This is a genomic window from Streptomyces sp. NPDC013317, assembly GCF_055563155.1.
The window spans coordinates 348,440-368,192 of the sequence record NZ_JBVHDX010000002.1; the positions used below are offsets into that span (position 1 = coordinate 348,440).

The 19,753-nt window shown below is 72.8% G+C and carries 16 protein-coding genes; 10 read left to right on the forward strand and 6 right to left on the reverse strand.

Annotated features, from left to right (window positions below; genetic code table 11):
- Positions 1-2: 2 nt before the first annotated feature.
- Positions 3-662, reverse strand: coding sequence for a response regulator transcription factor (locus tag ACZ3IJ_RS06295; RefSeq protein WP_467466523.1), 660 nt, complete (start codon positions 660-662; stop codon positions 3-5).
- Between the two features lie 118 nt (positions 663-780).
- Here ACZ3IJ_RS06295 and ACZ3IJ_RS06300 point away from each other — a divergent pair, with 118 nt between their 5' ends.
- Positions 781-1,407, forward strand: a complete 627-nt coding sequence (locus ACZ3IJ_RS06300; RefSeq protein ID WP_467466524.1) for a PepSY domain-containing protein — start codon at positions 781-783, stop codon at positions 1,405-1,407.
- Positions 1,408-1,660: 253 nt separating this feature from the next.
- On the opposite strand, the gene meaB is transcribed toward ACZ3IJ_RS06300, so the two are convergent.
- Positions 1,661-2,617 carry a methylmalonyl Co-A mutase-associated GTPase MeaB gene (gene meaB, locus ACZ3IJ_RS06305; RefSeq protein WP_391798396.1) on the reverse strand — a complete coding sequence of 319 codons (957 nt, stop codon included), beginning with the start codon at positions 2,615-2,617 and terminating at the stop codon, positions 1,661-1,663.
- Positions 2,618-2,643: 26 nt separating this feature from the next.
- A complete protein-coding gene (locus tag ACZ3IJ_RS06310; protein ID WP_391798397.1) occupies positions 2,644-3,846 on the reverse strand; it encodes an acetyl-CoA C-acetyltransferase in 1,203 nt (400 codons plus the stop codon).
- Between the two features lie 137 nt (positions 3,847-3,983).
- On the opposite strand from ACZ3IJ_RS06310, the gene mce reads away from it, so the two are divergent.
- The 7 genes from mce to ACZ3IJ_RS06345 all read left to right on the forward strand — a co-directional run bounded on the left by mce (position 3,984) and on the right by ACZ3IJ_RS06345 (position 13,818).
- Positions 3,984-4,424 (forward strand): methylmalonyl-CoA epimerase, encoded by a 441-nt coding sequence (gene mce / locus ACZ3IJ_RS06315; RefSeq protein WP_391798398.1) that lies wholly within the window; start codon positions 3,984-3,986, stop codon positions 4,422-4,424.
- A 174-nt stretch (positions 4,425-4,598) separates the two neighbouring features.
- Positions 4,599-8,879 carry a polarized growth protein Scy gene (gene scy, locus ACZ3IJ_RS06320; RefSeq protein ID WP_467466525.1) on the forward strand — a complete coding sequence of 1,427 codons (4,281 nt, stop codon included), beginning with the start codon at positions 4,599-4,601 and terminating at the stop codon, positions 8,877-8,879.
- A 114-nt stretch (positions 8,880-8,993) separates the two neighbouring features.
- Positions 8,994-9,932 carry a coiled-coil domain-containing protein gene (locus ACZ3IJ_RS06325; RefSeq protein WP_158990544.1) on the forward strand — a complete coding sequence of 313 codons (939 nt, stop codon included), beginning with the start codon at positions 8,994-8,996 and terminating at the stop codon, positions 9,930-9,932.
- A gap of 100 nt (positions 9,933-10,032) precedes the next feature.
- The gene (locus ACZ3IJ_RS06330) at positions 10,033-10,998 is read left to right on the forward strand and encodes an ABC transporter ATP-binding protein (RefSeq protein ID WP_467466527.1); all 966 of its coding nucleotides are present in this window, start codon (positions 10,033-10,035) and stop codon (positions 10,996-10,998) included.
- Positions 10,999-11,001: 3 nt separating this feature from the next.
- A complete protein-coding gene (locus ACZ3IJ_RS06335; RefSeq protein WP_467466528.1) occupies positions 11,002-11,781 on the forward strand; it encodes an ABC transporter permease in 780 nt (259 codons plus the stop codon).
- 124 nt (positions 11,782-11,905) lie between these two features.
- Positions 11,906-12,997 (forward strand): ABC transporter ATP-binding protein, encoded by a 1,092-nt coding sequence (locus ACZ3IJ_RS06340; RefSeq protein ID WP_467466529.1) that lies wholly within the window; start codon positions 11,906-11,908, stop codon positions 12,995-12,997.
- The gene (locus ACZ3IJ_RS06345; protein WP_467466530.1) at positions 12,994-13,818 is read left to right on the forward strand and encodes an ABC transporter permease; all 825 of its coding nucleotides are present in this window, start codon (positions 12,994-12,996) and stop codon (positions 13,816-13,818) included. The genes ACZ3IJ_RS06340 and ACZ3IJ_RS06345 overlap by 4 nt, the downstream gene beginning before the upstream one ends.
- A 63-nt stretch (positions 13,819-13,881) precedes the next feature.
- Here ACZ3IJ_RS06345 and ACZ3IJ_RS06350 read toward each other — a convergent pair whose 3' ends face one another.
- Positions 13,882-14,208, reverse strand: coding sequence for an ATP/GTP-binding protein (locus ACZ3IJ_RS06350; protein WP_467466531.1), 327 nt, complete (start codon positions 14,206-14,208; stop codon positions 13,882-13,884).
- Between the two features lie 200 nt (positions 14,209-14,408).
- Here ACZ3IJ_RS06350 and ACZ3IJ_RS06355 point away from each other — a divergent pair, with 200 nt between their 5' ends.
- The gene (locus ACZ3IJ_RS06355; protein WP_467466532.1) at positions 14,409-15,443 is read left to right on the forward strand and encodes an LLM class flavin-dependent oxidoreductase; all 1,035 of its coding nucleotides are present in this window, start codon (positions 14,409-14,411) and stop codon (positions 15,441-15,443) included.
- 98 nt (positions 15,444-15,541) lie between these two features.
- On the opposite strand, the gene ACZ3IJ_RS06360 is transcribed toward ACZ3IJ_RS06355, so the two are convergent.
- On the reverse strand, positions 15,542-15,934 hold the full coding sequence (locus ACZ3IJ_RS06360) for an SCO5389 family protein (RefSeq protein ID WP_017236120.1): 393 nt from the start codon (positions 15,932-15,934) through the stop codon (positions 15,542-15,544).
- A 228-nt stretch (positions 15,935-16,162) separates the two neighbouring features.
- Here ACZ3IJ_RS06360 and nucS point away from each other — a divergent pair, with 228 nt between their 5' ends.
- Positions 16,163-16,834, forward strand: a complete 672-nt coding sequence (nucS, locus tag ACZ3IJ_RS06365; RefSeq protein WP_329115828.1) for an endonuclease NucS — start codon at positions 16,163-16,165, stop codon at positions 16,832-16,834.
- A 79-nt stretch (positions 16,835-16,913) separates the two neighbouring features.
- Here nucS and ACZ3IJ_RS06370 read toward each other — a convergent pair whose 3' ends face one another.
- Positions 16,914-19,466: a P-loop NTPase family protein gene (locus tag ACZ3IJ_RS06370; protein ID WP_467466533.1), complete on the reverse strand. Its 2,553-nt coding sequence runs from the start codon at positions 19,464-19,466 to the stop codon at positions 16,914-16,916.
- Between the last annotated feature and the right edge of the window lie 287 nt (positions 19,467-19,753).

Below are 19,753 nucleotides of genomic sequence, written 5' to 3' on the forward strand. Positions count from 1 at the left end.
GCTCACCGTGCCTCCAGGCGGTATCCGGCACCGCGCACCGTCCGGATCAGGGAGGCGCCCAGCTTGCGCCGGAGGGTGCTGACGTACACCTCGACGATGTTCGGGTCGCCCTCGTAGGCGAAGTCCCAGACGTGCTCCAGGATCTCGGCCTTGGACACCACCTCGCCGGAGCGCAGCGCGAGCTGTTCCAGGACCGCGAACTCCTTGGTGGTGAGCGCGACCTCGTCCTCGCCTCGGTGCACGCGCCGGGCCGCCGTGTCCACGCGCAGGTCGCCGAGATCGAGGACCGGGGAGGGGCCGGCGGGGCGGCGGCGGAGCAGCGCCCGGATCCTGGCCACCAGGACGACGTAGGAGAACGGCTTGGTGAGGTAGTCGTCGGCGCCCGTGTCGAGTCCCTCGGCCTCGTCGTACTCGCCGTCCTTGGCGGTCAGCATCAGGATCGGCACGTCGTCGCCCGCGGCGCGCAGCGAGGAACAGACGCGGTACCCGTTCATGCCGGGCAGCATCACGTCGAGCACGACCAGGTCGTACGGCGTCCCGATCGCCCGGTGCAGCCCCTCCAGGCCGTCGTGGACCACGTCGACGGCGTACCCCTCGGCGGTGAGGCCCCTGGCGAGAGAGAGGGCGAGCCGCTTCTCGTCCTCCACGATGAGCAATCGCATGGGCCAAGAGTCGCAAACCGAAGCTGAAGGGGGCTTCAGGTGGCTTCAGGCTGCCTTCAGGTCGCGTTGCGCACAGTGGGGTCCGTCGGAACGAACCACGCCGGGTTGGAGGACCCTCATGAAGCGCATCATCGTGATCGCCACCGCCGCAGCGGTGGCCGTGGCCGGCGGCGGGACCGCGATCGCCCTCGCGGACGACGCCGGGGAGCGGACCGAACGGGCCGTCGTACGGGACGCGAAGGTGACCGCCGCGCAGGCGATCGAGGCCGCCCTGAAGGCGCAGCCGGGCACGGCCGTCTCGGCCGGCCTGGACGACGACGACCGCGGCTGGGAGGTCGACGTCCTGGGCACGGGCACGACCTCGTACACGGTCCGCGTGGACGCCGGCACGGGCGAGGTCCTCGGCAAGGAGACCGACCGTGACGACGACCGGGACGGTGACGAGCAGGACGACGCCGACGACCGCCGGGCCCTGAAGGGTGCCTCCGTCGACGCCCGGGAGGCGGCCGAGGCGGCTTCCGCGAAGGGGGCCGTCACGTCGGTGAGCCTCGACGACGACGACCGCGCCCCGGCCGCCTGGGAGGTGGACACCGTGAACGGCGACTGGCGGGTCGACCTGAAGACGGCCCAGGTCACCCCGGACGCCGACGACCGGGACGACGGCCGGGACGTCGGCCGGGACGCCCGCGCGGAGGCTGCCGACCACGCGGACGACCACGACGACACCGACGACACCGACGACTGACGGAACGGCCGCGGCGCCGGCGGGGGGGGGGCCGCGGGGGGGGCGGCCGGGGGGGGGGGGGGCGCGGGGGGCCGGGGGGCGGGGGGCGGGGGGGCCCCCCCCCCCCCGCCCCCGCGCCGGGCGGGGGGGGCCCGCCCCCCCCCCCCCCCCCCCCCCCCCCCCCCCCCCCCCCGGCCCGGCCCCCCCCCGGGGGGGGGGGGCGGGGGCCGGGCGCCCCCGCGGCCGTGTCGGCGGCCTTCCGGCCGGCCGGACGTCAGGACTCGGTGAGGCCCGCCACCAGCTCGTCCGCCGCGCGGTACGGGTCGAGCTCGCCCGCCACGATGCGCTCGGCCAGCGCGTCCAGGCGGCGGTCGCCGTGGAGGTCGCCGATGCGGGCGCGCAGCGCCGTGACGGCGATCGTCTCGACCTCGTGCGCCGAGCGCGCCCGGCGGCGCTCGGCCAGGACCCCGTGCTCCTCCATCCACGCGCGGTGCTTCTCCAGGGCCTCGACGACCTCGTCGATGCCCTCGCCCCGCGCCGCTACCGTCTTCACGATCGGCGGCCGCCAGGCCCCCGCACCGCGCGCCTCGCCCAGGCCCAGCATGTGGTTCAGCTCGCGGGCCGTCGCGTCCGCGCCGTCCCGGTCCGCCTTGTTCACGACGTACACGTCGCCGATCTCCAGGATGCCCGCCTTCGCGGCCTGGATCCCGTCGCCCATGCCCGGAGCGAGGAGCACCACGGACGTGTCGGCCTGGGAGGCGATCTCGACCTCCGACTGCCCGACGCCGACGGTCTCGACGAGGACGACGTCGCAGCCGGCCGCGTCCAGGACCCGGATCGCCTGCGGCGCCGCCCAGGCGAGCCCGCCCAGGTGACCGCGGGTCGCCATCGAGCGGATGTAGACGCCCGGGTCGGAGGCGTGCTCCGACATCCGGACCCGGTCGCCGAGCAGCGCTCCCCCGCTGAACGGGGACGACGGGTCGACGGCCAGGACGCCGACCCGCTTGCCCGCCCGCCGGTACGCGGAGACCAGCGCCGACGTCGACGTGGACTTGCCCACGCCGGGCGAGCCCGTCAGGCCCACCACGTACGCGCCGCCGGTCAGCGGCGCGAGCGCCGCCATCACCTCGCGCAGCTGCGGGGACGCCCCCTCCACGAGCGAGATCAGCCGGGCCACGGCGCGCGGCCGGCCCTCCCGTGCCTGGGCGACCAGTTCGGGGACGTCCACCATTGCCGATGCTCCTTGCTTGACGGGAACTACTTGCCGGGTACGCGGACGATCAGAGCGTCGCCCTGACCGCCGCCGCCGCACAGCGCCGCCGCGCCGACGCCGCCGCCGCGCCGCTTGAGCTCCAGGGCGAGGTGCAGCACCACTCGGGCACCGGACATGCCGATGGGGTGGCCCAAGGCGATCGCGCCACCGTTGACGTTCACCTTTTCCGGGGTAACGCCCAGGTCCTTCATTGACTGGTGGGCGACGGCCGCGAACGCCTCGTTGATCTCGATCAGGTCGAGGTCCTCGACGCCGAGGCCCTCCTTCTTCAGGGCGTGCTGGATCGCGTTGGCCGGCTGCGACTGCAGCGAGTTGTCCGGGCCCGCGACGTTGCCGTGGGCGCCGATCTCGGCGATCCACTCCAGGCCCAGCTCCTCGGCCTTCGCCTTGCTCATGACGACGACCGCGGCGGCGCCGTCGGAGATCTGCGAGGAGGTGCCGGCGGTGATGGTGCCGTCCTTGGCGAAGGCCGGGCGCAGCTTGCCGAGCGACTCGACGGTCGTCTCGGCGCGGATGCCCTCGTCCTTCGAGAAGACGACCGGCTCGCCCTTGCGCTGCGGGATCTCGACCGGGGTGATCTCGGCCTCGAAGATGCCGTTCTTCTGCGCGGCGGCGGCGCGCTGGTGCGACAGCGCGGCGATCTCGTCCTGCTCGGGGCGCTTGATGCCGAGGTGGGTGTTGTGCTTCTCCGTGGACTCGCCCATGGCGACGTTCTCGAAGGCGTCGGTCAGACCGTCGTACGCCATCGCGTCGAGCATCTCGATCGCGCCGTACTTGAAGCCCTCGCGGGACTTCGGCAGCAGGTGCGGGGCGTTGGTCATCGACTCCTGGCCGCCGGCGACGACCACGTCGAACTCACCCGCGCGGATCAGCTGGTCGGCCAGGGCGATGGCGTCCAGACCGGACAGGCACACCTTGTTGATGGTGAGGGCCGGGACGTTCATCGGGATGCCGGCCTTGACAGCGGCCTGGCGGGCGGGGATCTGGCCGGCGCCCGCCTGGAGCACCTGCCCCATGATCACGTACTGCACCTGGTCGCCGCCGATCCCGGCCCGGTCGAGCGCGGCCTTGATGGCGAAGCCACCCAGGTCGGCGCCGGAGAAGGACTTGAGGGAGCCGAGCAGACGGCCCATGGGCGTGCGGGCGCCCGCGACGATCACTGAGGTGGTACCGGTCGTTCCAGACATGAGGCACAGCCCCTTGGGATGAGGAGTGAACGAGGGTTTACCGCCAATGTACTGAGCGGTGCCGTACGCGGTCACCGGCCTGCCGGTGTGACGGCGCGCACGTTGCGTAACCATCCCCCTGGCGCTGCACTGGAGGCATGCTGACGCGAATCGACCACATCGGGATCGCCTGTTTCGACCTCGACAAGACTGTCGAGTTCTACCGTGCGACCTACGGTTTCGAGGTGTTCCACTCCGAGGTGAACGAGGAGCAGGGCGTCCGCGAGGCCATGCTCAAGATCAACGAGACCTCCGACGGCGGAGCCTCCTACCTCCAGCTCCTCGAGCCCACCCGCGAGGACTCCGCGGTGGGCAAGTGGCTGGCCAAGAACGGCGAGGGTGTCCACCACATCGCCTTCGGCACGGCGGACGTCGACGGCGACGCCGAGGCCATCCGTTCCAAGGGCGTCCGGGTCCTCTACGACGAGCCGAGGACCGGTTCCATGGGCTCCCGCATCACCTTCCTCCACCCCAAGGACTGCCACGGCGTACTGACCGAACTGGTCACGTCCGCTGACCCCTCCTCAGCGGAGCACTGACCTCCGGATTCCTGGCCCGGTAGAGTGGGCGACTCCGGGCCGGGGCCGGTCGGTGCCGCATGCCATGCGGCGTCGAAGTCGGGGTATCCGATCTGCCACGATTCCCGGGGGGCCGTTCTCCGGGGAACGGTGCTCGTTGGAGTGTTGCGACCAGGGGACGGATGGGACCGCGCAGTGCGGGGCTACGAACGCCAGGAGAGCCACCGAGCTGAAGACGACCATCTTTCGCGGTTCGAAGCCGAGATGGACCGGCTGAAGACCGAGCGGGAGAAGGCCGTCCAGCACGCCGAGGACCTCGGTTACCAGGTCGAGGTGTTGCGTGCCAAGCTCCACGAGGCGCGGCGCACCATCGCGTCCCGTCCCGCCTACGACAGCGCGGACATCGGCTACCAGGCCGAGCAGATGCTGCGCAACGCGCAGGTCCAGGCCGACCAGCTCCGCCAGGACGCCGAGCGCGAGCTGCGTGACGCCCGCGCGCAGACCCAGCGCATCCTCCAGGAGCACGCCGAGCACCAGGCCCGGCTCCAGGCCGAGCTGCACGCCGAGGCCGTCCAGCGCCGGCAGCGCCTCGACCAGGAGCTGTCGGAGCGCCGCCAGACCGTCGAGGCGCACGTCAACGAGAACGTGGCCTGGGCCGAGCAGCTGCGCGCCCGCACGGAGTCGCAGGCCCGCCGTCTGATGGAGGAGTCCCGCGCCGAGGCAGAGCAGGCGCTCGCCGGCGCGCGCGCCGAGGCCACCCGCCTGGCCGAGGAGACCCGTCAGCGGGTCGGTTCGGAGGCGGAGGCGGCCCGTGCCGAGGCCGAAGCGATTCTGCTGCGCGCCCGCAAGGACGCCGAGCGGCTCCTGAACGCCGCCTCCACCCAGGCGCAGGAGGCCACCAGCCACGCCGAGCAGCTGCGCTCCTCCACCAGCGCCGAGACCGAGCAGGCCCGGCAGCAGGCGACCGAGCTCTCCCGCGCCGCCGAGCAGCGGATGCAGGAGGCGGAGCTCCGGCTGCGCGAGGCCCGCGCGGAGGCCGAGAAGACGCTCGCCGAGGCCAAGGAGGCGGCGGCCAAGCAGCTGTCCTCCGCGGAGTCCGTCAACGAGCAGCGCACCCGTACGGCCAAGGCGGAGATCGCCCGGCTCGTCGCCGAGGCGACGAAGGAGGCCGAGACCCTCAAGAGCGAGGCCGAGGAGAAGCTGCGCGAGGCCGGCGCCGAGGCGGAGAAGCTGGTCTCGGAGGCCTCCGACAAGGCGCGTACGGTCGCGGCCGAGGACTCGGCCGCCGCGCTCGCCAAGGCGGCCCGTACCGCCGAGGAGGTCCTCACCAAGGCGTCCGAGGACGCCCAGGCGACCACCCGCAAGGCGTCCGAGGAGGCCGAGCGGATCCGCCGCGAGGCGGAGTCGGAGGCCGACCGGCTGCGCAACCAGGCGGAGGAGCAGGCGGGCGAGCTGCTCGGGTCGGCGAAGGACGACACCAAGGAGTACCGCGCCAAGACCGTCGAGCTGCAGGAGGAGGCGCGCAGGCTGCGCGGCGAGGCCGAGCAGCTGCGGGCCGAGGCGATCGCCGAGGGCGAGAAGATCCGCGGCGAGGCCCGGCGCGAGGCCGTCGGCCAGATCGAGGAGGCGGCCAGCACCGCCGAGGAGCTGCTGACCAAGGCCCGTACCGACGCCGACGAGCTGCGCGCGAGCGCGGGCGCCGAGGGCGAGCGGGTCCGCTCGGAGGCCATGGAGCGCGCCCAGACGCTGCGCACGCAGGCCGAGGAGACCCTGGAGCGCACCCGCGCCGAGGCCGAGCGGATGCGGACCGAGGCCGATGAGCAGGCCGAGTCGGTCAAGGAGGCGGCCGAGCGGACCGCCGCCGAGCTGCGCGAGGAGGCCGAGCGGGCCGCCCGGGCCCGGCACGCGGAGGCGGCCGACGAGCTGTCCCGGCTGCGCGCCGAGGCCGAGACCCGGGTCGAGAGCGCGGAGCAGGCGCTGACCGACGCGCGCGCCGAGAGCGAGCGGCTGCGGCGCGAGGCCGCGGAGGAGACCGAGCGGCTCCGTACGGAGGCCGCCGAGCGGATCCGTACGCTCCAGGCACAGGCCGAGCAGGAGGCCGAGCGCCTCCGCACGGAGGCGGCGTCGGACGCGTCCACGTCGCGCGCCGAGGCGGAGACGGCGGCGGTACGGCTGCGGACGGAGGCGTCGACGGAGGCCGAGCGGCTGAAGTCGGAGGCCCAGGAGACCGCGGACCGGGTCCGCGCCGAGGCCGCGGCCGCCGCCGAGCGGGTGGCCGCCGAGGCCGCCGAGGCGCTGTCCGCCGCGCAGGAGGAGGCCAACCGGCGGCGCCGGGAGGCCGACGAGACGCTGGAGTCGGCCCGTTCCGAGGCCGGCCGGGAGCGCGAGCACGCCCGTGAGCAGTCCGAGGAGCTGCTCGCCTCCGCCCGTAAGCGGGTCGAGGAGGCGCAGACCGAGGCGCAGCGCCTGGTCGAGGAGGCGGACCGGCGGGCCACGGAGATGGTGTCCGCGGCCGAGCAGACGGCCAAGGAGGTCCGGGACTCGGTCGCCGGCCTCCAGGACCAGGCCGAGGAGGAGATCGCCGGGCTGCGCAGCGCGGCCGAGCACGCGGCGGAACGCACCCGCACCGAGGCGCAGGAGGAGGCGGACCGGGTCCGCGCCGACGCGTACGAGGAGCGGGAGCGGGCCACCGAGGACGCCCACCGCGTCCGGGCACGGGCCCAGGAGGAGACCGAGGCCGCGAAGTCGCTGGCCGAGCGGACGGTCGCGGACGCGATCGCCGAGTCGGAGAAGCTGCGCGCGGACACGGCCGAGTACGCCCAGCGGGTACGGACGGAGGCGTCGGACGCGCTGGGGTCGGCCGAGCAGGACGCGGCCCGGACCCGTGCGGACGCCCGCGAGGACGCCAACCGGATCCGTTCCGAGGCGGCGGCGGAGTCCGAGCGGCTGACCGCCGAGGCCGAGGAGCTGGTGACGCTCGCCCGCACCGAGGGCGAGCAGATCCTGGACGAGGCCCGCAAGGCCGCCGACAAGCGGCGCACGGACGCGGCCGAGCAGGCGGACACCCTCATCACGGAGGCCGCCGGCGAGGCGGAGCGGCTGACGGCCGAGGCCGAAGCCCTGCGTGCCGAGGCCGAGCAGCTGAAGACGGACGGCGAGGCGCACGCGCAGGCGCTGCGGGTCGCCGCGCTCGCCGACGGCGAGCGGGTCCTGGACGAGGCCCGCAAGGCCGCCGACAAGCGGCTCACGGACGCGGCCGAGCAGGCCGACGCGATCACCGCCGAGGCGGTGGCACTCCTGGAGTCCACCGAGCAGGACGCGCTGCGGCTCCGGGCCGAGGCCGAGCAGGTCAAGGAGGAGGGCGAGGCGCAGGCCGAGGCGCTGCGGGCCGCCGCGCGGGCGGACGGCGAAGGTGTTCTCGACGAGGCCCGCAAGGCCGCCGACAAGCGGCGCGCGGACGCGGCCGAGCAGGCGGACTCGCTCATCACCGAGGCGAGGAGCGAGGCCGAGCGGATCATGGCCGAGGCGGCCGACGACGCCGAGCGGCTCCGGGCCGAGGGCGCCGAGACCGTGGGGCAGGCCCAGCAGGCCGCCGAGCGGATCCGGTCGGAGGCCGAGCGGATCAAGGCCGACGCCGAGGCGGCGGCGGAGCAGATGCGTGCCGAGGCGCGCGAGGAGGCCGACCGTACGCTCGACGAGGCGCGCGAGGCCGGTGCCAAGCGCCGTTCGGACGCGGCCGAGCAGGCCGACCAGCTGATGGCGAAGGCCCAGGAGGAGGCGCTGCGCGCCACCACCGAGGCCGAGTCGCAGGCCGACACGATGGTCGGCGCGGCCCGTCAGGAGGCCGAGCGGATCGTGGCCGAGGCGACGGTCGAGGGCCACTCGCTCGTGGAGAAGTCGCGTACGGACGCGGACGAGCTCCTGGTGGGCGCGCGGCGCGACGCGACGGCCATAAGGGAGCGGGCGGAGGAGCTGCGGGCCCGCCTCGAGGGCGAGATCGAGGAGCTGCACGAGCGGGCGCGGCGCGAGACGGCCGAGCAGATGAAGACGGCCGGCGAGCGGGTCGACAAGCTGGTGAAGGCCGCCGAGGAGCAGCGGGCCGAGGCCGAGGCGAAGTCCAAGGAGATGCTCTCCGACGCGAGTTCGGAGGCGAGCAAGGTCCGCATCGCCGCGGTGAAGAAGGCCGAGGCGCTGCTCAAGGAGGCCGAGCAGAAGAAGGCCTCGCTGGTCGCGGAGGCGGAGAAGGTCAAGGGGGAGGCCGAGCGCGAGGCCGAGGAGATGATCTCCGAGGGCAAGCGCGAGCTGGAGGTCCTGGTGCGCAGGCGCGAGGACATCAATGCGGAGATCTCCCGTGTCCAGGACGTCCTGGAGGCGTTGGAGTCTTTCGAGACGCCGTCCGCGGGAACGAAGGAGGGGGTCAAGGCGGGTGTTCCGGCCGGAGCAACACGTTCGAGTGGCAAGTCCTCCGACGGCTAGCCACTCAAAAGGCTGGACATTCTCCATATCAAACGGGCATCCGCTCGATGACACGCCGCTTCGGCCCCTAGGATTCCCCCTAACACCTCACCGGTCTCATTCGACAGGAACCCCATGAGCGACACTTCCTCCCCCTTCGGCTTCGAGCTCGTGCGGCGTGGTTACGACCGCGGTCAGGTGGACGACCGCATTACCAAGCTCGTCGCCGACCGTGACAGTGCTCTGGCCCGAATCACCTCGCTGGAAAAGCGCATCGAGGAACTCCACCTCGAGACGCAGAACGCCCAGGCCCAGGTCACCGACGCCGAGCCGTCGTACGCCGGCCTCGGCGCCCGCGTCGAGAAGATCCTCCGGCTGGCCGAGGAGGAGGCGAAGGACCTGCGTGAGGAGGCCCGTCGCGCCGCCGAGCAGCACCGCGAGCTGGCCGAGTCGGCCGCCCAGCAGGTGCGCAACGACGCCGAGTCGTTCGCCGCGGAGCGCAAGGCGAAGGCCGAGGACGAGGGCGTCCGGATCGTCGAGAAGGCGCAGGGCGAGGCCAACTCGCTGCGCGCCGAGGCCCAGAAGGACGCGCAGTCCAAGCGCGAGGAGGCGGACGCCCTCTTCGAGGAGACCCGCGCCAAGGCCGCCCAGGCCGCCGCGGACTTCGAGACCAACCTGGCCAAGCGCCGGGAGCAGTCGGAGCGCGACCTGGCCTCGCGTCAGGCCAAGGCCGAGAAGCGCCTCGCCGAGATCGAGCACCGCGCCGAGCAGCTCCGCCTGGAGGCCGAGAAGCTGCGTACGGACGCGGAGCGCCGGGCCCGCCAGACGGTGGAGACCGCGCAGCGCCAGGCCGAGGACATCGTGGCCGACGCGAACGCCAAGGCCGACCGGATCCGCTCCGAATCGGAGCGCGAGCTGGCGGCGCTGACGAACCGCCGCGACTCGATCAACGCGCAGCTGACCAACGTCCGCGAGATGCTGGCGACGCTGACCGGTGCCGCCGTGGCGGCCGCCGGTTCCCCGATCGACGACGAGCCGGCCACCCGTGGTGTCCCGGCCCAGCAGACCCGTTGATCGCTCCGGTTCCCCCGGTCCGGTAACCGGAACGCGAACTCCCACAAAACCCTCCGTCATTCCAGTGGCGGAGGGTTTTTGGCACCCGTAGCGTGGTCGCATGATCGAGCTCGAGGGCCTGACGAAACGGTTCGGAACGAAGACGGCGGTCGACCATCTCTCCTTCCAGGTGCGGCCCGGTGTGGTCACCGGCTTCCTGGGGCCCAACGGCGCGGGCAAGTCGACGACGATGCGCATGATGCTCGATCTGGACAACCCGACGAGCGGTACGGTCCGGATCGACGGCAAGCACTACCGCGAGCTCCAGGAGCCGTTGAAGTACATCGGCGCGCTCCTGGACGCCAAGGCGATGCACGGCGGCAGGTCGGCGTACAACAACCTGCTCTGCCTCGCCCAGTCGAACCGCATCCCGGAGAGGCGGGTCGGCGAGGTCCTGGATCTGGTCGGTCTGACGACGGTGGCGCGGAAGAAGTCGAAGGGCTTCTCCCTCGGTATGGGCCAGCGGCTGGGAATCGCCTCGGCGCTGCTCGGCGATCCCGAGATCCTGATGTTCGACGAACCCGTCAATGGTCTGGACCCCGAGGGAATTCACTGGATCCGCAATCTGATGAAGGCGCTGGCGTCCGAGGGGCGGACGATCTTCGTTTCCAGCCATCTGATGAGTGAAATGGCTCTGACGGCGGATCATCTCATCGTGATCGGGCAGGGAAAGCTGCTGGCGGACACGACGATGGCCGATTTCATCCACCAGAATTCGCGGAGCTATGTGCGGCTCCGTTCGCCGCAGCAGGAGCGGCTGCGGGACATCCTCCACGCGAACGGCTTCACTCCCGTGGAGGCGGGCAACGGCACGCTGGAGGTGGACGGCGCCACGACCGAGAAGCTCGGTGAACTGGCCGCCGAGCACGGCCTCGTCCTGCACGAACTGAGCTCCCAGCGCGCCTCCCTGGAGGAGGCGTTCATGCAGATGACCGCGGGCGCGGTGGAGTACCACTCGCACGGCACGGACGTACACGGGGCGGACGCGCCCGGCCCCCGCTGGGGCGACACCACCAAGGGAGCCTGAACGATGGCAGCGGTATCGGCGGTCCTCCAGTCGGAGTGGACCAAGATCCGGACGGTCTCGTCGACGGTCTGGACCCTGGCGAGCGCGCTCCTGGTGACGGTGGCGATGAGCGCGGCTCTCTGCGCCCTCCTGAAGTCGACCTTCGACGACCTCTCGGAGGCCGAGCAGGCGACCTTCGACCCGACCTTCGTCAGCTTCTCCGGGATGGTGCTCGGCCAGCTGGCGATGGTGGTCTTCGGCGTCCTCGTCGTCGGCACCGAGTACAGCTCGGGCATGATCCGTACGTCCCTGGCGGCCGTCCCGCAGCGCGCGACGTTCCTCTTCTCCAAGATCGCCGTGGCCGGGCTGCTCGCCCTGGTGGTGGGCCTGGCGACCAGCTTCCTGTCGTTCTTCCTCGGGCAGGCGCTCCTGGGCGAGCACCGCACCTCCCTCGGTGCGGACAACGTACTGCGGGCGGTCGTCGGCGGCGGGCTCTACATGGGGCTGATCGCGCTGTTCTCGATGGGTGTGGCGGCGATGCTGCGCTCCTCGATGCTCTCCCTCGGCATCCTCGTGCCGTTCTTCTTCCTGGTCTCGCAGATCCTCTCCGCGGTGCCGAAGGCCAAGGAGGTGGCGCTCTACTTCCCCGACCAGGCCGGCTCGAAGATCATGCAGGTCGTACCGGACGCCATGAACACGGAGGAGGCGCCGTACGGTCCGTGGGGCGGTCTCGGGATCATGCTGATCTGGGTGGCGGTGGCGCTGCTCGGCGGCTATCTGGTCATGAAGAAGCGGGACGCGTAGCGCGTACAGGACGATCGAGGCTTCGCCGGAACCGTCAACGGCTGGATAAGCTCCTAGCTCATACGGGGGTTCCGGCCCAGGAGGGCACGACCCCGACGACCTGACCTGTCGATGGGGCTGGAGAATGATCGAGGCAGTCGGCCTGACGAAGCGCTACGGCGCCAAGACGGCCGTGTACAACCTTTCCTTCCACGTGCGGCCGGGCACCGTCACCGGCTTCCTCGGTCCCAACGGTTCCGGCAAGTCGACGACGATGCGCATGATCCTGGGGCTCGACCGTCCGACGTCGGGGCACGTCACGATCGGCGGCCATCCGTTCCGGCAGCTGCCGAACGCGCCCCGCCAGGTGGGTGCGCTGCTCGACGCCAAGGCCGTGCACGGCGGCCGGAGCGCCCGCAGCCATCTGCTGTCGCTCGCCCAGCTCGCCGGGATCCCGGCGCAGCGGGTCGACGAGGTCCTCGGGGTCGTCGGCCTCCAGGACGTCGCCAAGCGCCGCTCCAAGGGCTTCTCGCTGGGCATGGGCCAGCGGCTCGGCATCGCCGCCGCGCTGCTCGGCGACCCGCAGGTGCTGCTCTTCGACGAGCCGGTCAACGGTCTCGACCCCGAGGGCATCCTCTGGGTCCGGAACCTGATGAAGAAGCTCGCCTCCGAGGGCCGGACCGTCTTCGTCTCCAGCCACCTCATGAGCGAGATGGCGCTGACCGCCGACCATCTGATCGTGATCGGCCGCGGCCAGCTCATGGCCGACATGAGCGTCAAGGACTTCATCTCGGCGAACTCGGCGGACTTCGCCCGGGTGCGCACCCCGCAGACGGAGCCGCAGCAGCGCGAGAAGCTGACCGCCGCGCTCACCGAGGCCGGCGGCCGGGTGATGTCCGAGCCGGACGGCGCGCTGCGCGTGACGGGTCTGCCGCTGCCGCGGATCAGCGACCTGGCCCACGACGCGGACGTGCGGCTCTGGGAGCTGTCCCCGCACCAGGCCTCGCTGGAGGAGGCGTACATGCGGCTGACGCAGGGCGCCGTGGACTACCGCTCCACCGACGACCAGTTGGCGCACCTCCAGCAGCCGCAGCCGCACCACTTCCAGCAGCCGCCGGCTCAGCCGGTGGTGCCGGACGTACCGCAGCAGGGCTGGTACGCCCCGCCGCCGCCCGGACAGAACCCGTACGCGACGCAGAGCGAGCCCGCCAGGAACGACAACGAGGACGCCCGATGACCGCCCCCAGCCCCTTCCCGGCCTCGTACGTCTCGCCGATCCCGGTGCGCCGGGCGCACCTCGGGGACGCGCTCGCCTCCGAGTGGACCAAGATCCGTTCGCTGCGCTCCACGGTGTGGACGCTCGGCGTGATGGTGCTGCTGATGCTGGGCATCGGCCTCAGCGTGGCCGCGGTCGTGGCCAGCACCGAGGCGCCTACGGCGAACGAGTCGGCGCTCACCCTCGGCTTCTTCGGCGTGCTGCTCGGCTCGATCTGCGTGATGACGCTCGGCGTGCTGACGATCGCCTCCGAGTACGGCACGGGCATGATCCGCACGACGCTGACCGCCTGCCCGAGCCGCGGCCGGGTGCTGACGGCCAAGGCGATCGTCTTCTTCCTGCTGGTGTTCACCGTCACCACCGTCACGGCGGCGGTGGTGGGGATGGCCCAGGTGGCGATGGTGAGCACCGCCGTCGAGCCCTCCTCCGGCGAGTGGCTGCGGGCCACGGTGGGCGTCGGCCTGTTCCTGGCCCTGCTCGGCCTGCTGTCGCTGGCCGTCGGCGCGATCATCCGGCACTCGGCGGGCTCGATCACGATCATGATCGGTGTGCTGCTGCTGCCGCTGGTCGCGGCGATGTTCATGTTCTCGGAGTCGCTGGCCGCGGTGCAGGAGTGGCTGCTCGACTACGCGATCCCGAGTCAGCTCATCGCGCTGTACGCGGGCCGGGCGACGGTCGGCGAGGGCGGCCCCTCGGGCTGGGACCCGATCTGGATCATGGCGGTCATCGTCGCGGCGGCGATGGGCGGCGCGTACGCGCTGCTGAACAGCCGGGACGTCTGACCCGCGTCCGGGGCCTGGGCGACCGGGGCGAAGAGCCCGGCCTTCCGCCCGGCCTGGACCCGCCTAGTACTTCGGGGCGTTACGGGACCGCTGCACCCTCGTGGTGCGGCGGTCCTTCGCGCTCCAGCAGGCCTTGTGCCAGTGGCGGCGGTCGTCCACTCCCCCGTACTCCGGCCACGCCACCACATGCGGCGCGCCCCCGGGGATCTCCTGGTCGCAGCCGGGGCAGCGGTAGCGCTTGCCGGGAGCGCTCGCGCCGGCCACGTGCCGGACGAGCCACTCCTCGCCCTGCCAGTTCTCGCTGCGCTGCGACCCGCCGTACCGGTCGCCCGGCTCACCCTGACGATCGGGCTTCTCGCCGCCCTGGGGGCGGTTGCGACGGGGGGACACGTAATCACCTCACGGGACCGGGGACGCACGGAACGTTCTCTCCAGCCTACGGGCCGCGACGGAGTGGCCCTTCCACCCCCTGAGGCGAATCAGCGGAAAATCGCAAGAACTTCGGCGCAGGCCGTTGCCTTTGGCACGTGTCAGACGTTGTTGCCGGTACGAGGGGGAGAAACGCGTCGGCCGCAAGGAGGCAGAAGGCGATGCGCGTGGGTACGTTTGTTCTGGCCGCCCAGTTCCCGGGCCAGGGTCAGGGCGAGGCACTGCACCGGGCGGTGCGGACCGCCGAGGTGGTCGAGGAGTCGGGGCTCGACTCCGTGTGGGTCGCCGAGCACCACTTCGTTCCGTACGGCGTCTGTCCGTCGGCCGCGACCCTGGCGGCGCTGCTCCTGGGGCGGACGCGCCGGATCCGGGTCGGTACGGCGGTCAGTGTGCTGCCGACGGTCCATCCGGTCGCCCTGGGCGAGCAGGCGGCCCTGCTCCATCTGACGTCCGGGGGCCGGTTCACGCTCGGCGTGGGCAGAGGCGGTCCGTGGGTCGACCTGGAGGTGTTCGGCGCGGGCCTGCCGGCGTACGAACAGGGATTCCCCGAGTCGCTCGATCTGCTGCTGCGGTGGCTGACGGAGTCCCGGGTCTCGGCCGAGGGAGAACGATTCGCCTTCCGTGAGGTGGCCGTCGTGCCCCGCCCCGGGGAGCTCATCGGCGGGGACGCGGCGCCCGAGGTGGTCGTCGCCTGCACCTCCCCGAAGAGCGTCGAGCTGGCCGCCCGGCGCGGGCTGCCGATGCTCCTCGGGATGCACTGCGGCGACGAGGAGAAGGCCGACATGGTGGCCGCATGGGAACGTTTCTCCCGGGACGCGGGCCGCACCCCCGACGAGATCGCGCGGATCGGCGCCGGCCATGTCTCGGCGGGCGTCGTCCAGCTCGCGGACGGTCCGCGGGACGCGGCCGAGGCGCTGGTGAAGGCGATGCCCGGCTGGCTGAAGCAGGGGCTCGACGCCCATGTCACCGTGGACGGCCGCGTGCGCGCGATGCGGGACCCGGTCGGCTACACGGAGTTGCTCTGCGGGCTGCACCCGGTCGGCACACCCCGGCTCGCGGCGGACCGCCTCGCGGCGACGGCGGAGCGGACGGGCATCACGCGCTTCGCGCTGCTCGCCGAGGGCACGGGCGATCTCGCGGCCACCGAGGAGAACGTCCGGCGGGTGGGGGCCGAGGTGCTCCCCCTGCTGGTCTGAGTCCATGAGTCTGGTGCGGTGTGCTGGTCCGGTGCCGCCGCGCCGGCATCTCTCGCAACGATCGCGTCTCCCGCGATGCGGAGCGGCGGCACCGTGCCTCAGCAGTCGCGCAGTTCCGGCGACTGGTTGAGCAGCTGTCCCCGTACGGAGGTGAAGCGGGCGAGCCGTTCGTCGACCGCGGGGTCGAGCGGGAACACCGCCACACGGTGGCAGTTCTGGAAGGCCAGACGCACCCCGAAGTGCCGCTGCAGCGCACCACGGATGGCGTCACTCGCGAGTGCACGCAACAGCTGACCACGTGCCTGCTCGTTCGGCGGCGGCGTCTGGTTGTCGGCGAACTCGCCGCCGTCGACCTTCAGCTGGGCCACCAGAGAACTGATCATCTCCCATGCGTAGGGCAGGGAGGTCCGGACGCAGTCGACGAAGTCGGCTTCGTCGACCTCGCCTCGCTCGGCCTGTTCCAACAGCGCCGGTGAGACGTCGAGCGACATGGGTTCTCCTCTCGCGACCCCGACGGACGGGGTCTTACGGGCAGGGATGAAGGACCCCCGTGCGACACGCAGCGTGCACGGACGGCGACCTCCTGTCTCCACGGTAAGCGCGGCGTCCGGAGCGCACCAGGAGAATGGGAGCACAACCGGCCAATAAGTGACGGTCGTCCAGCGGGCGTTAAGAGCCGAATCGCGCGGAAGAGCGTGTGTCTTGTAGCGTTGCCGACCATGCGTCTCGTCATCGCCCGCTGCTCCGTGGACTACGCCGGCCGGCTCACCGCCCACCTGCCCTCCGCTCCCCGTCTGATCCTGGTCAAGGCAGACGGCAGCGTCTCCATCCACGCGGACGACCGCGCGTACAAACCGCTCAACTGGATGTCGCCCCCGTGCACCCTCAAGGAAGGTGTCGACGGAGAGGCCGGCATCTGGACCGTGGTGAACAAAGCGGGCGAGAAACTGATCATCACGATGGAGGAGATCCTCCACGACTCCTCGCACGAACTCGGCGTCGACCCGGGCCTCATCAAGGACGGCGTGGAAGCGCACCTCCAGGAGCTGCTGGCCGACCGCATCGAGACGCTGGGCGAGGGCCACACCCTGATCCGCCGTGAGTACCCGACAGCGATCGGCCCGGTGGACATCCTCTGCCGGGACGCCGACGGGGCGACGGTCGCGGTGGAGATCAAGCGCCGGGGCGAGATCGACGGTGTGGAGCAGCTGACCCGCTACCTGGAGCTGCTCAACCGCGACCCGCACCTCGCGCCGGTGAAGGGCGTCTTCGCGGCCCAGGAGATCAAGCCGCAGGCGCGGGTGCTCGCGACGGACCGCGGCATCGACTGTGTGGTGCTCGACTACGACGCGATGCGCGGCATCGAGGACGACAAGCTGCGACTGTTCTAGGACGTCTTCAGGACGTACGGATACGTCGACGGCCCCGGGTGCGGTGAACGCACGCGGGGCCGTCGACGTTCCGCGACGGTCAGGCCGGGTTGCCGGTGGAGTCGCCGGAGGCGGTGTTGCTGGGGCTGCCCTCGCCGTCGGGCGGCGTCGTGGTCGGCGGCGTCGTCGGAGCTGTGGTGGGCGGGGTCGTCGGCGGCGTGGTCGGCGGCGTCGTGGGAGGCGTCGGCTTGGGCGACGTCGACCGTGTCGGACTGACCGTCGGGCGCGGCGAGGTCGCCGTCGGAGCCGGCTTTCCCGTCGTCGTCGCCGTGGCGCTCGGCGTACCGGACGGCGTGGTGGACGCGGCCCCCGAGGGACCGGGCGTGGCCGGGCTCGCCGATCCCGACCGGCTGGGCGAGGCGCTCTCCGAGGGGGCGTCGGCGGCACCCTCGGCCGGCTCCTCGGCGTCGAGGATCTCGTCGCCGTTCTCCTCGTCGGCCGTACGGTCGGAGGTGACCCGCCCGGTGCCCGGGTCCTGGGCTTCGCCCGAGGTGGCCCCGATGGTCACGACCGTGCCGAGCACGGCGGCCAGGAGCACTCCCGTACCGACCGCGACCAGGTTGCGGCGTGCCCCGGCGACGATGCCGAAGCGGCCGCCCCCCTTCGTGCTCTGCTCGCCCGGCCGGGTGTCCGGGCGGGAGATGAGGGTCGGGCCCTCGTCGGCGAAGTCCGGGAAGGCGGGGATCGGAGAGGTCGGGGCCGTGGCCGCGGCACGTGGTACGGCGGGCCGGGGCACGACGGGCGGGGCGATGGCCTTCGGGATGCCGCGCGGCGGGGAGAGGGACTCCTCCTGCCGTACCGCCGACGGCGCGCCCTCGCCGCCCAGCGGCCCGCCGCTGCGGTCGGCGACCAGGGCGAGTGCCCGGCGGCCGGCGACGGTGCCGCGCTTGTCCGCGAGGACGCCGCGCATGCCGACGGACGCCTCGAGTTCGGCGCGGGCCCGCTCCAGGTTGCCGGCGCAGAGCGCGAGGATGCCCAACTCATGGTGGAAGTACGCCTCTTCGGCCACCTCGCCGGCCAGCCGGGCGGCCTCCTGGCCGCCGCGCAGCACCCGCTCCCAGGCGCCCCAGTGCAGCCCCGCGGCGAAGGCGGGGGCGGCGCTGCGGGCGAGCAGGACGGCGGTGGCGGGGTGTTCGGGGTCCGAGCCGGGCACGATCGCGGCCAGGGCGGCGAGGACGGCGTCGGCCTCGGCGGCCGCGCGGGCGGGGGTGACGGAGGGGTGTCCGGCCCACCAGGCGTAGTGCTGGGCGACGGTGTGGGCGCGGCCGGTGGCGTCCTCGTCGTACCCGTGGGCGACGAGCTGGGTGAGTATGCCGGCGGCGAGGCGGTAGCGGGAGCCGACCGGGGTCAGCAGACCGCACGCCATGAGTTCGCCGAGGGCGGCGTCCGCGTGGGTGTCGCCGACGAGGGCGGGCAGGTGTGCCTGGTGCGGCACCTCGCCCCCGAGGGCGACCGCGAACCGCAGGGTGTCCTGGGCGGAGCGGCTGAGCCGGGAGGCGAGCAGGGCGGCCGGAGCCGCGCCCTCGCCGAGGCTGGGCAGGGGTATCTCGCGCAGTTCGATGTCCACGGGGTCCACGGAGTCCTGCGGGGCGCCGGGACCGTCGGAGCCCGGTCCGAAGGCGTCGTCGAGGGCGCCGAAGGCGTCGAACTCCGAGGGGACGGTCTCCTCCTGGGCCCCGAACGCGTCGAACTCGGCCGGGGTGACCCGGAGCCGGTCGCGCTGCCGGAGCAGGGCACCGGCCTGGACGAAGCGCAGCGGCAGCCCCTCGGACTCGAACCAGAGGTCGCCCGCCCAGTTCGCCTCGTCGTCGGTGAGCGGCCGGTCGACGGCGCGCTCCAGGAGGGCGAGGGAGGCGGCGCGGCCGAGGCCGGCGAGCGCGACCTCTTCGAGGTGGGCGTCGGGCGAGGGGGCCGGGGCGTCGGGGGCCGCGGCGAGCAGGAAGGCGCACTCGGGGGCGGCGTCGAGGACGTCGTCGAGCGCGGCGCCGCCGAGCTCCAGGTCGTCGACGACGACGACGGCGCCGATGTCGTGGACCAGGGCGAGCAGGCCGGAGCGGTCCGGCCGGTGGTCCGGGGCGTGCTGGACCGTGGCGTGGAGTTCGTACAGCAGCTCGGTGGCGGTGCGGTGGTGGCCGGAGAGCCGTACGACGCCGTCCGGGGCGAGGTCGGCGCAGTCGGCGGCGACGGCGTCGAGGAGCGCGGTGCGGCCCGAGCCGGCCGGGCCGGTGACGCGGGCGGAGCGGCCGCGGGAGAGGAGCTGGACGAGCCGCTCGTGCTCCTCCTGCCGTTCGAGCAGCGGCAGCGGCGGGGCGGCGGGACCGGGCGGTACGGGCGGGATGGCCGCGCGGGCGGCCTCGGCGCGCTCCTGGGCGGTGCGGCGGCGGGGCGGCTCGGGCTGCTCTCCGGGCGGGCAGGCCTCGATCTCGCTGCCGTCGACGGGGTTGACGGTCAGCAGCAGGTCGCCCGAGACGACGCGGGCGGTGCGGACGCGGGCGGGTGTGGCCGGACCGCGCTCGGGCAGGAGGCCGCCGCGGACGTCGTCGCCTTCGTGGTCGTAGCCGTGCTCTTCCGGCTCCCGGTTCATCGGGTCCATGGTTCAAGCCCCCCAAAAGCGGTGCGTACGGAAGCCCCTCCGGCCGAGCTGCACGCGCGCTGTCGCTTCTGGTCCGGTGCCCGCCGGGTGGGTTCGTCAATGGGCGGGCGACCGAACCCTAGACGTTCCACGAGTATCCGGGAACAGGCGGGGTGCCACCCCGCCCAAGACGTCACGGTCCGCTAAGGATTGGCCCGGGACGCCGGTTTCTCACAGCAGCTTCACAGCCGGTTACGGCGTCGGCTCGCGCCGTGGTCCCGCCCCGCGACCGGTCCGCCCGGCAGGGG

Coding starts and splice junctions, on each gene's coding strand:
- ACZ3IJ_RS06295 (WP_467466523.1), bottom strand. CDS start 662: ATGCGATTGCTCATCGTGGAGGACGAGAAGCGGCTCGCCCTCTCTCTC.
- ACZ3IJ_RS06300 (WP_467466524.1), top strand. CDS start 781: ATGAAGCGCATCATCGTGATCGCCACCGCCGCAGCGGTGGCCGTGGCC.
- meaB (WP_391798396.1), bottom strand. CDS start 2,617: ATGGTGGACGTCCCCGAACTGGTCGCCCAGGCACGGGAGGGCCGGCCG.
- ACZ3IJ_RS06310 (WP_391798397.1), bottom strand. CDS start 3,846: ATGTCTGGAACGACCGGTACCACCTCAGTGATCGTCGCGGGCGCCCGC.
- mce (WP_391798398.1), top strand. CDS start 3,984: ATGCTGACGCGAATCGACCACATCGGGATCGCCTGTTTCGACCTCGAC.
- ACZ3IJ_RS06325 (WP_158990544.1), top strand. CDS start 8,994: ATGAGCGACACTTCCTCCCCCTTCGGCTTCGAGCTCGTGCGGCGTGGT.
- ACZ3IJ_RS06330 (WP_467466527.1), top strand. CDS start 10,033: ATGATCGAGCTCGAGGGCCTGACGAAACGGTTCGGAACGAAGACGGCG.
- ACZ3IJ_RS06335 (WP_467466528.1), top strand. CDS start 11,002: ATGGCAGCGGTATCGGCGGTCCTCCAGTCGGAGTGGACCAAGATCCGG.
- ACZ3IJ_RS06340 (WP_467466529.1), top strand. CDS start 11,906: ATGATCGAGGCAGTCGGCCTGACGAAGCGCTACGGCGCCAAGACGGCC.
- ACZ3IJ_RS06345 (WP_467466530.1), top strand. CDS start 12,994: ATGACCGCCCCCAGCCCCTTCCCGGCCTCGTACGTCTCGCCGATCCCG.
- ACZ3IJ_RS06355 (WP_467466532.1), top strand. CDS start 14,409: ATGCGCGTGGGTACGTTTGTTCTGGCCGCCCAGTTCCCGGGCCAGGGT.
- ACZ3IJ_RS06360 (WP_017236120.1), bottom strand. CDS start 15,934: ATGTCGCTCGACGTCTCACCGGCGCTGTTGGAACAGGCCGAGCGAGGC.
- nucS (WP_329115828.1), top strand. CDS start 16,163: ATGCGTCTCGTCATCGCCCGCTGCTCCGTGGACTACGCCGGCCGGCTC.
- ACZ3IJ_RS06370 (WP_467466533.1), bottom strand. CDS start 19,466: ATGGACCCGATGAACCGGGAGCCGGAAGAGCACGGCTACGACCACGAA.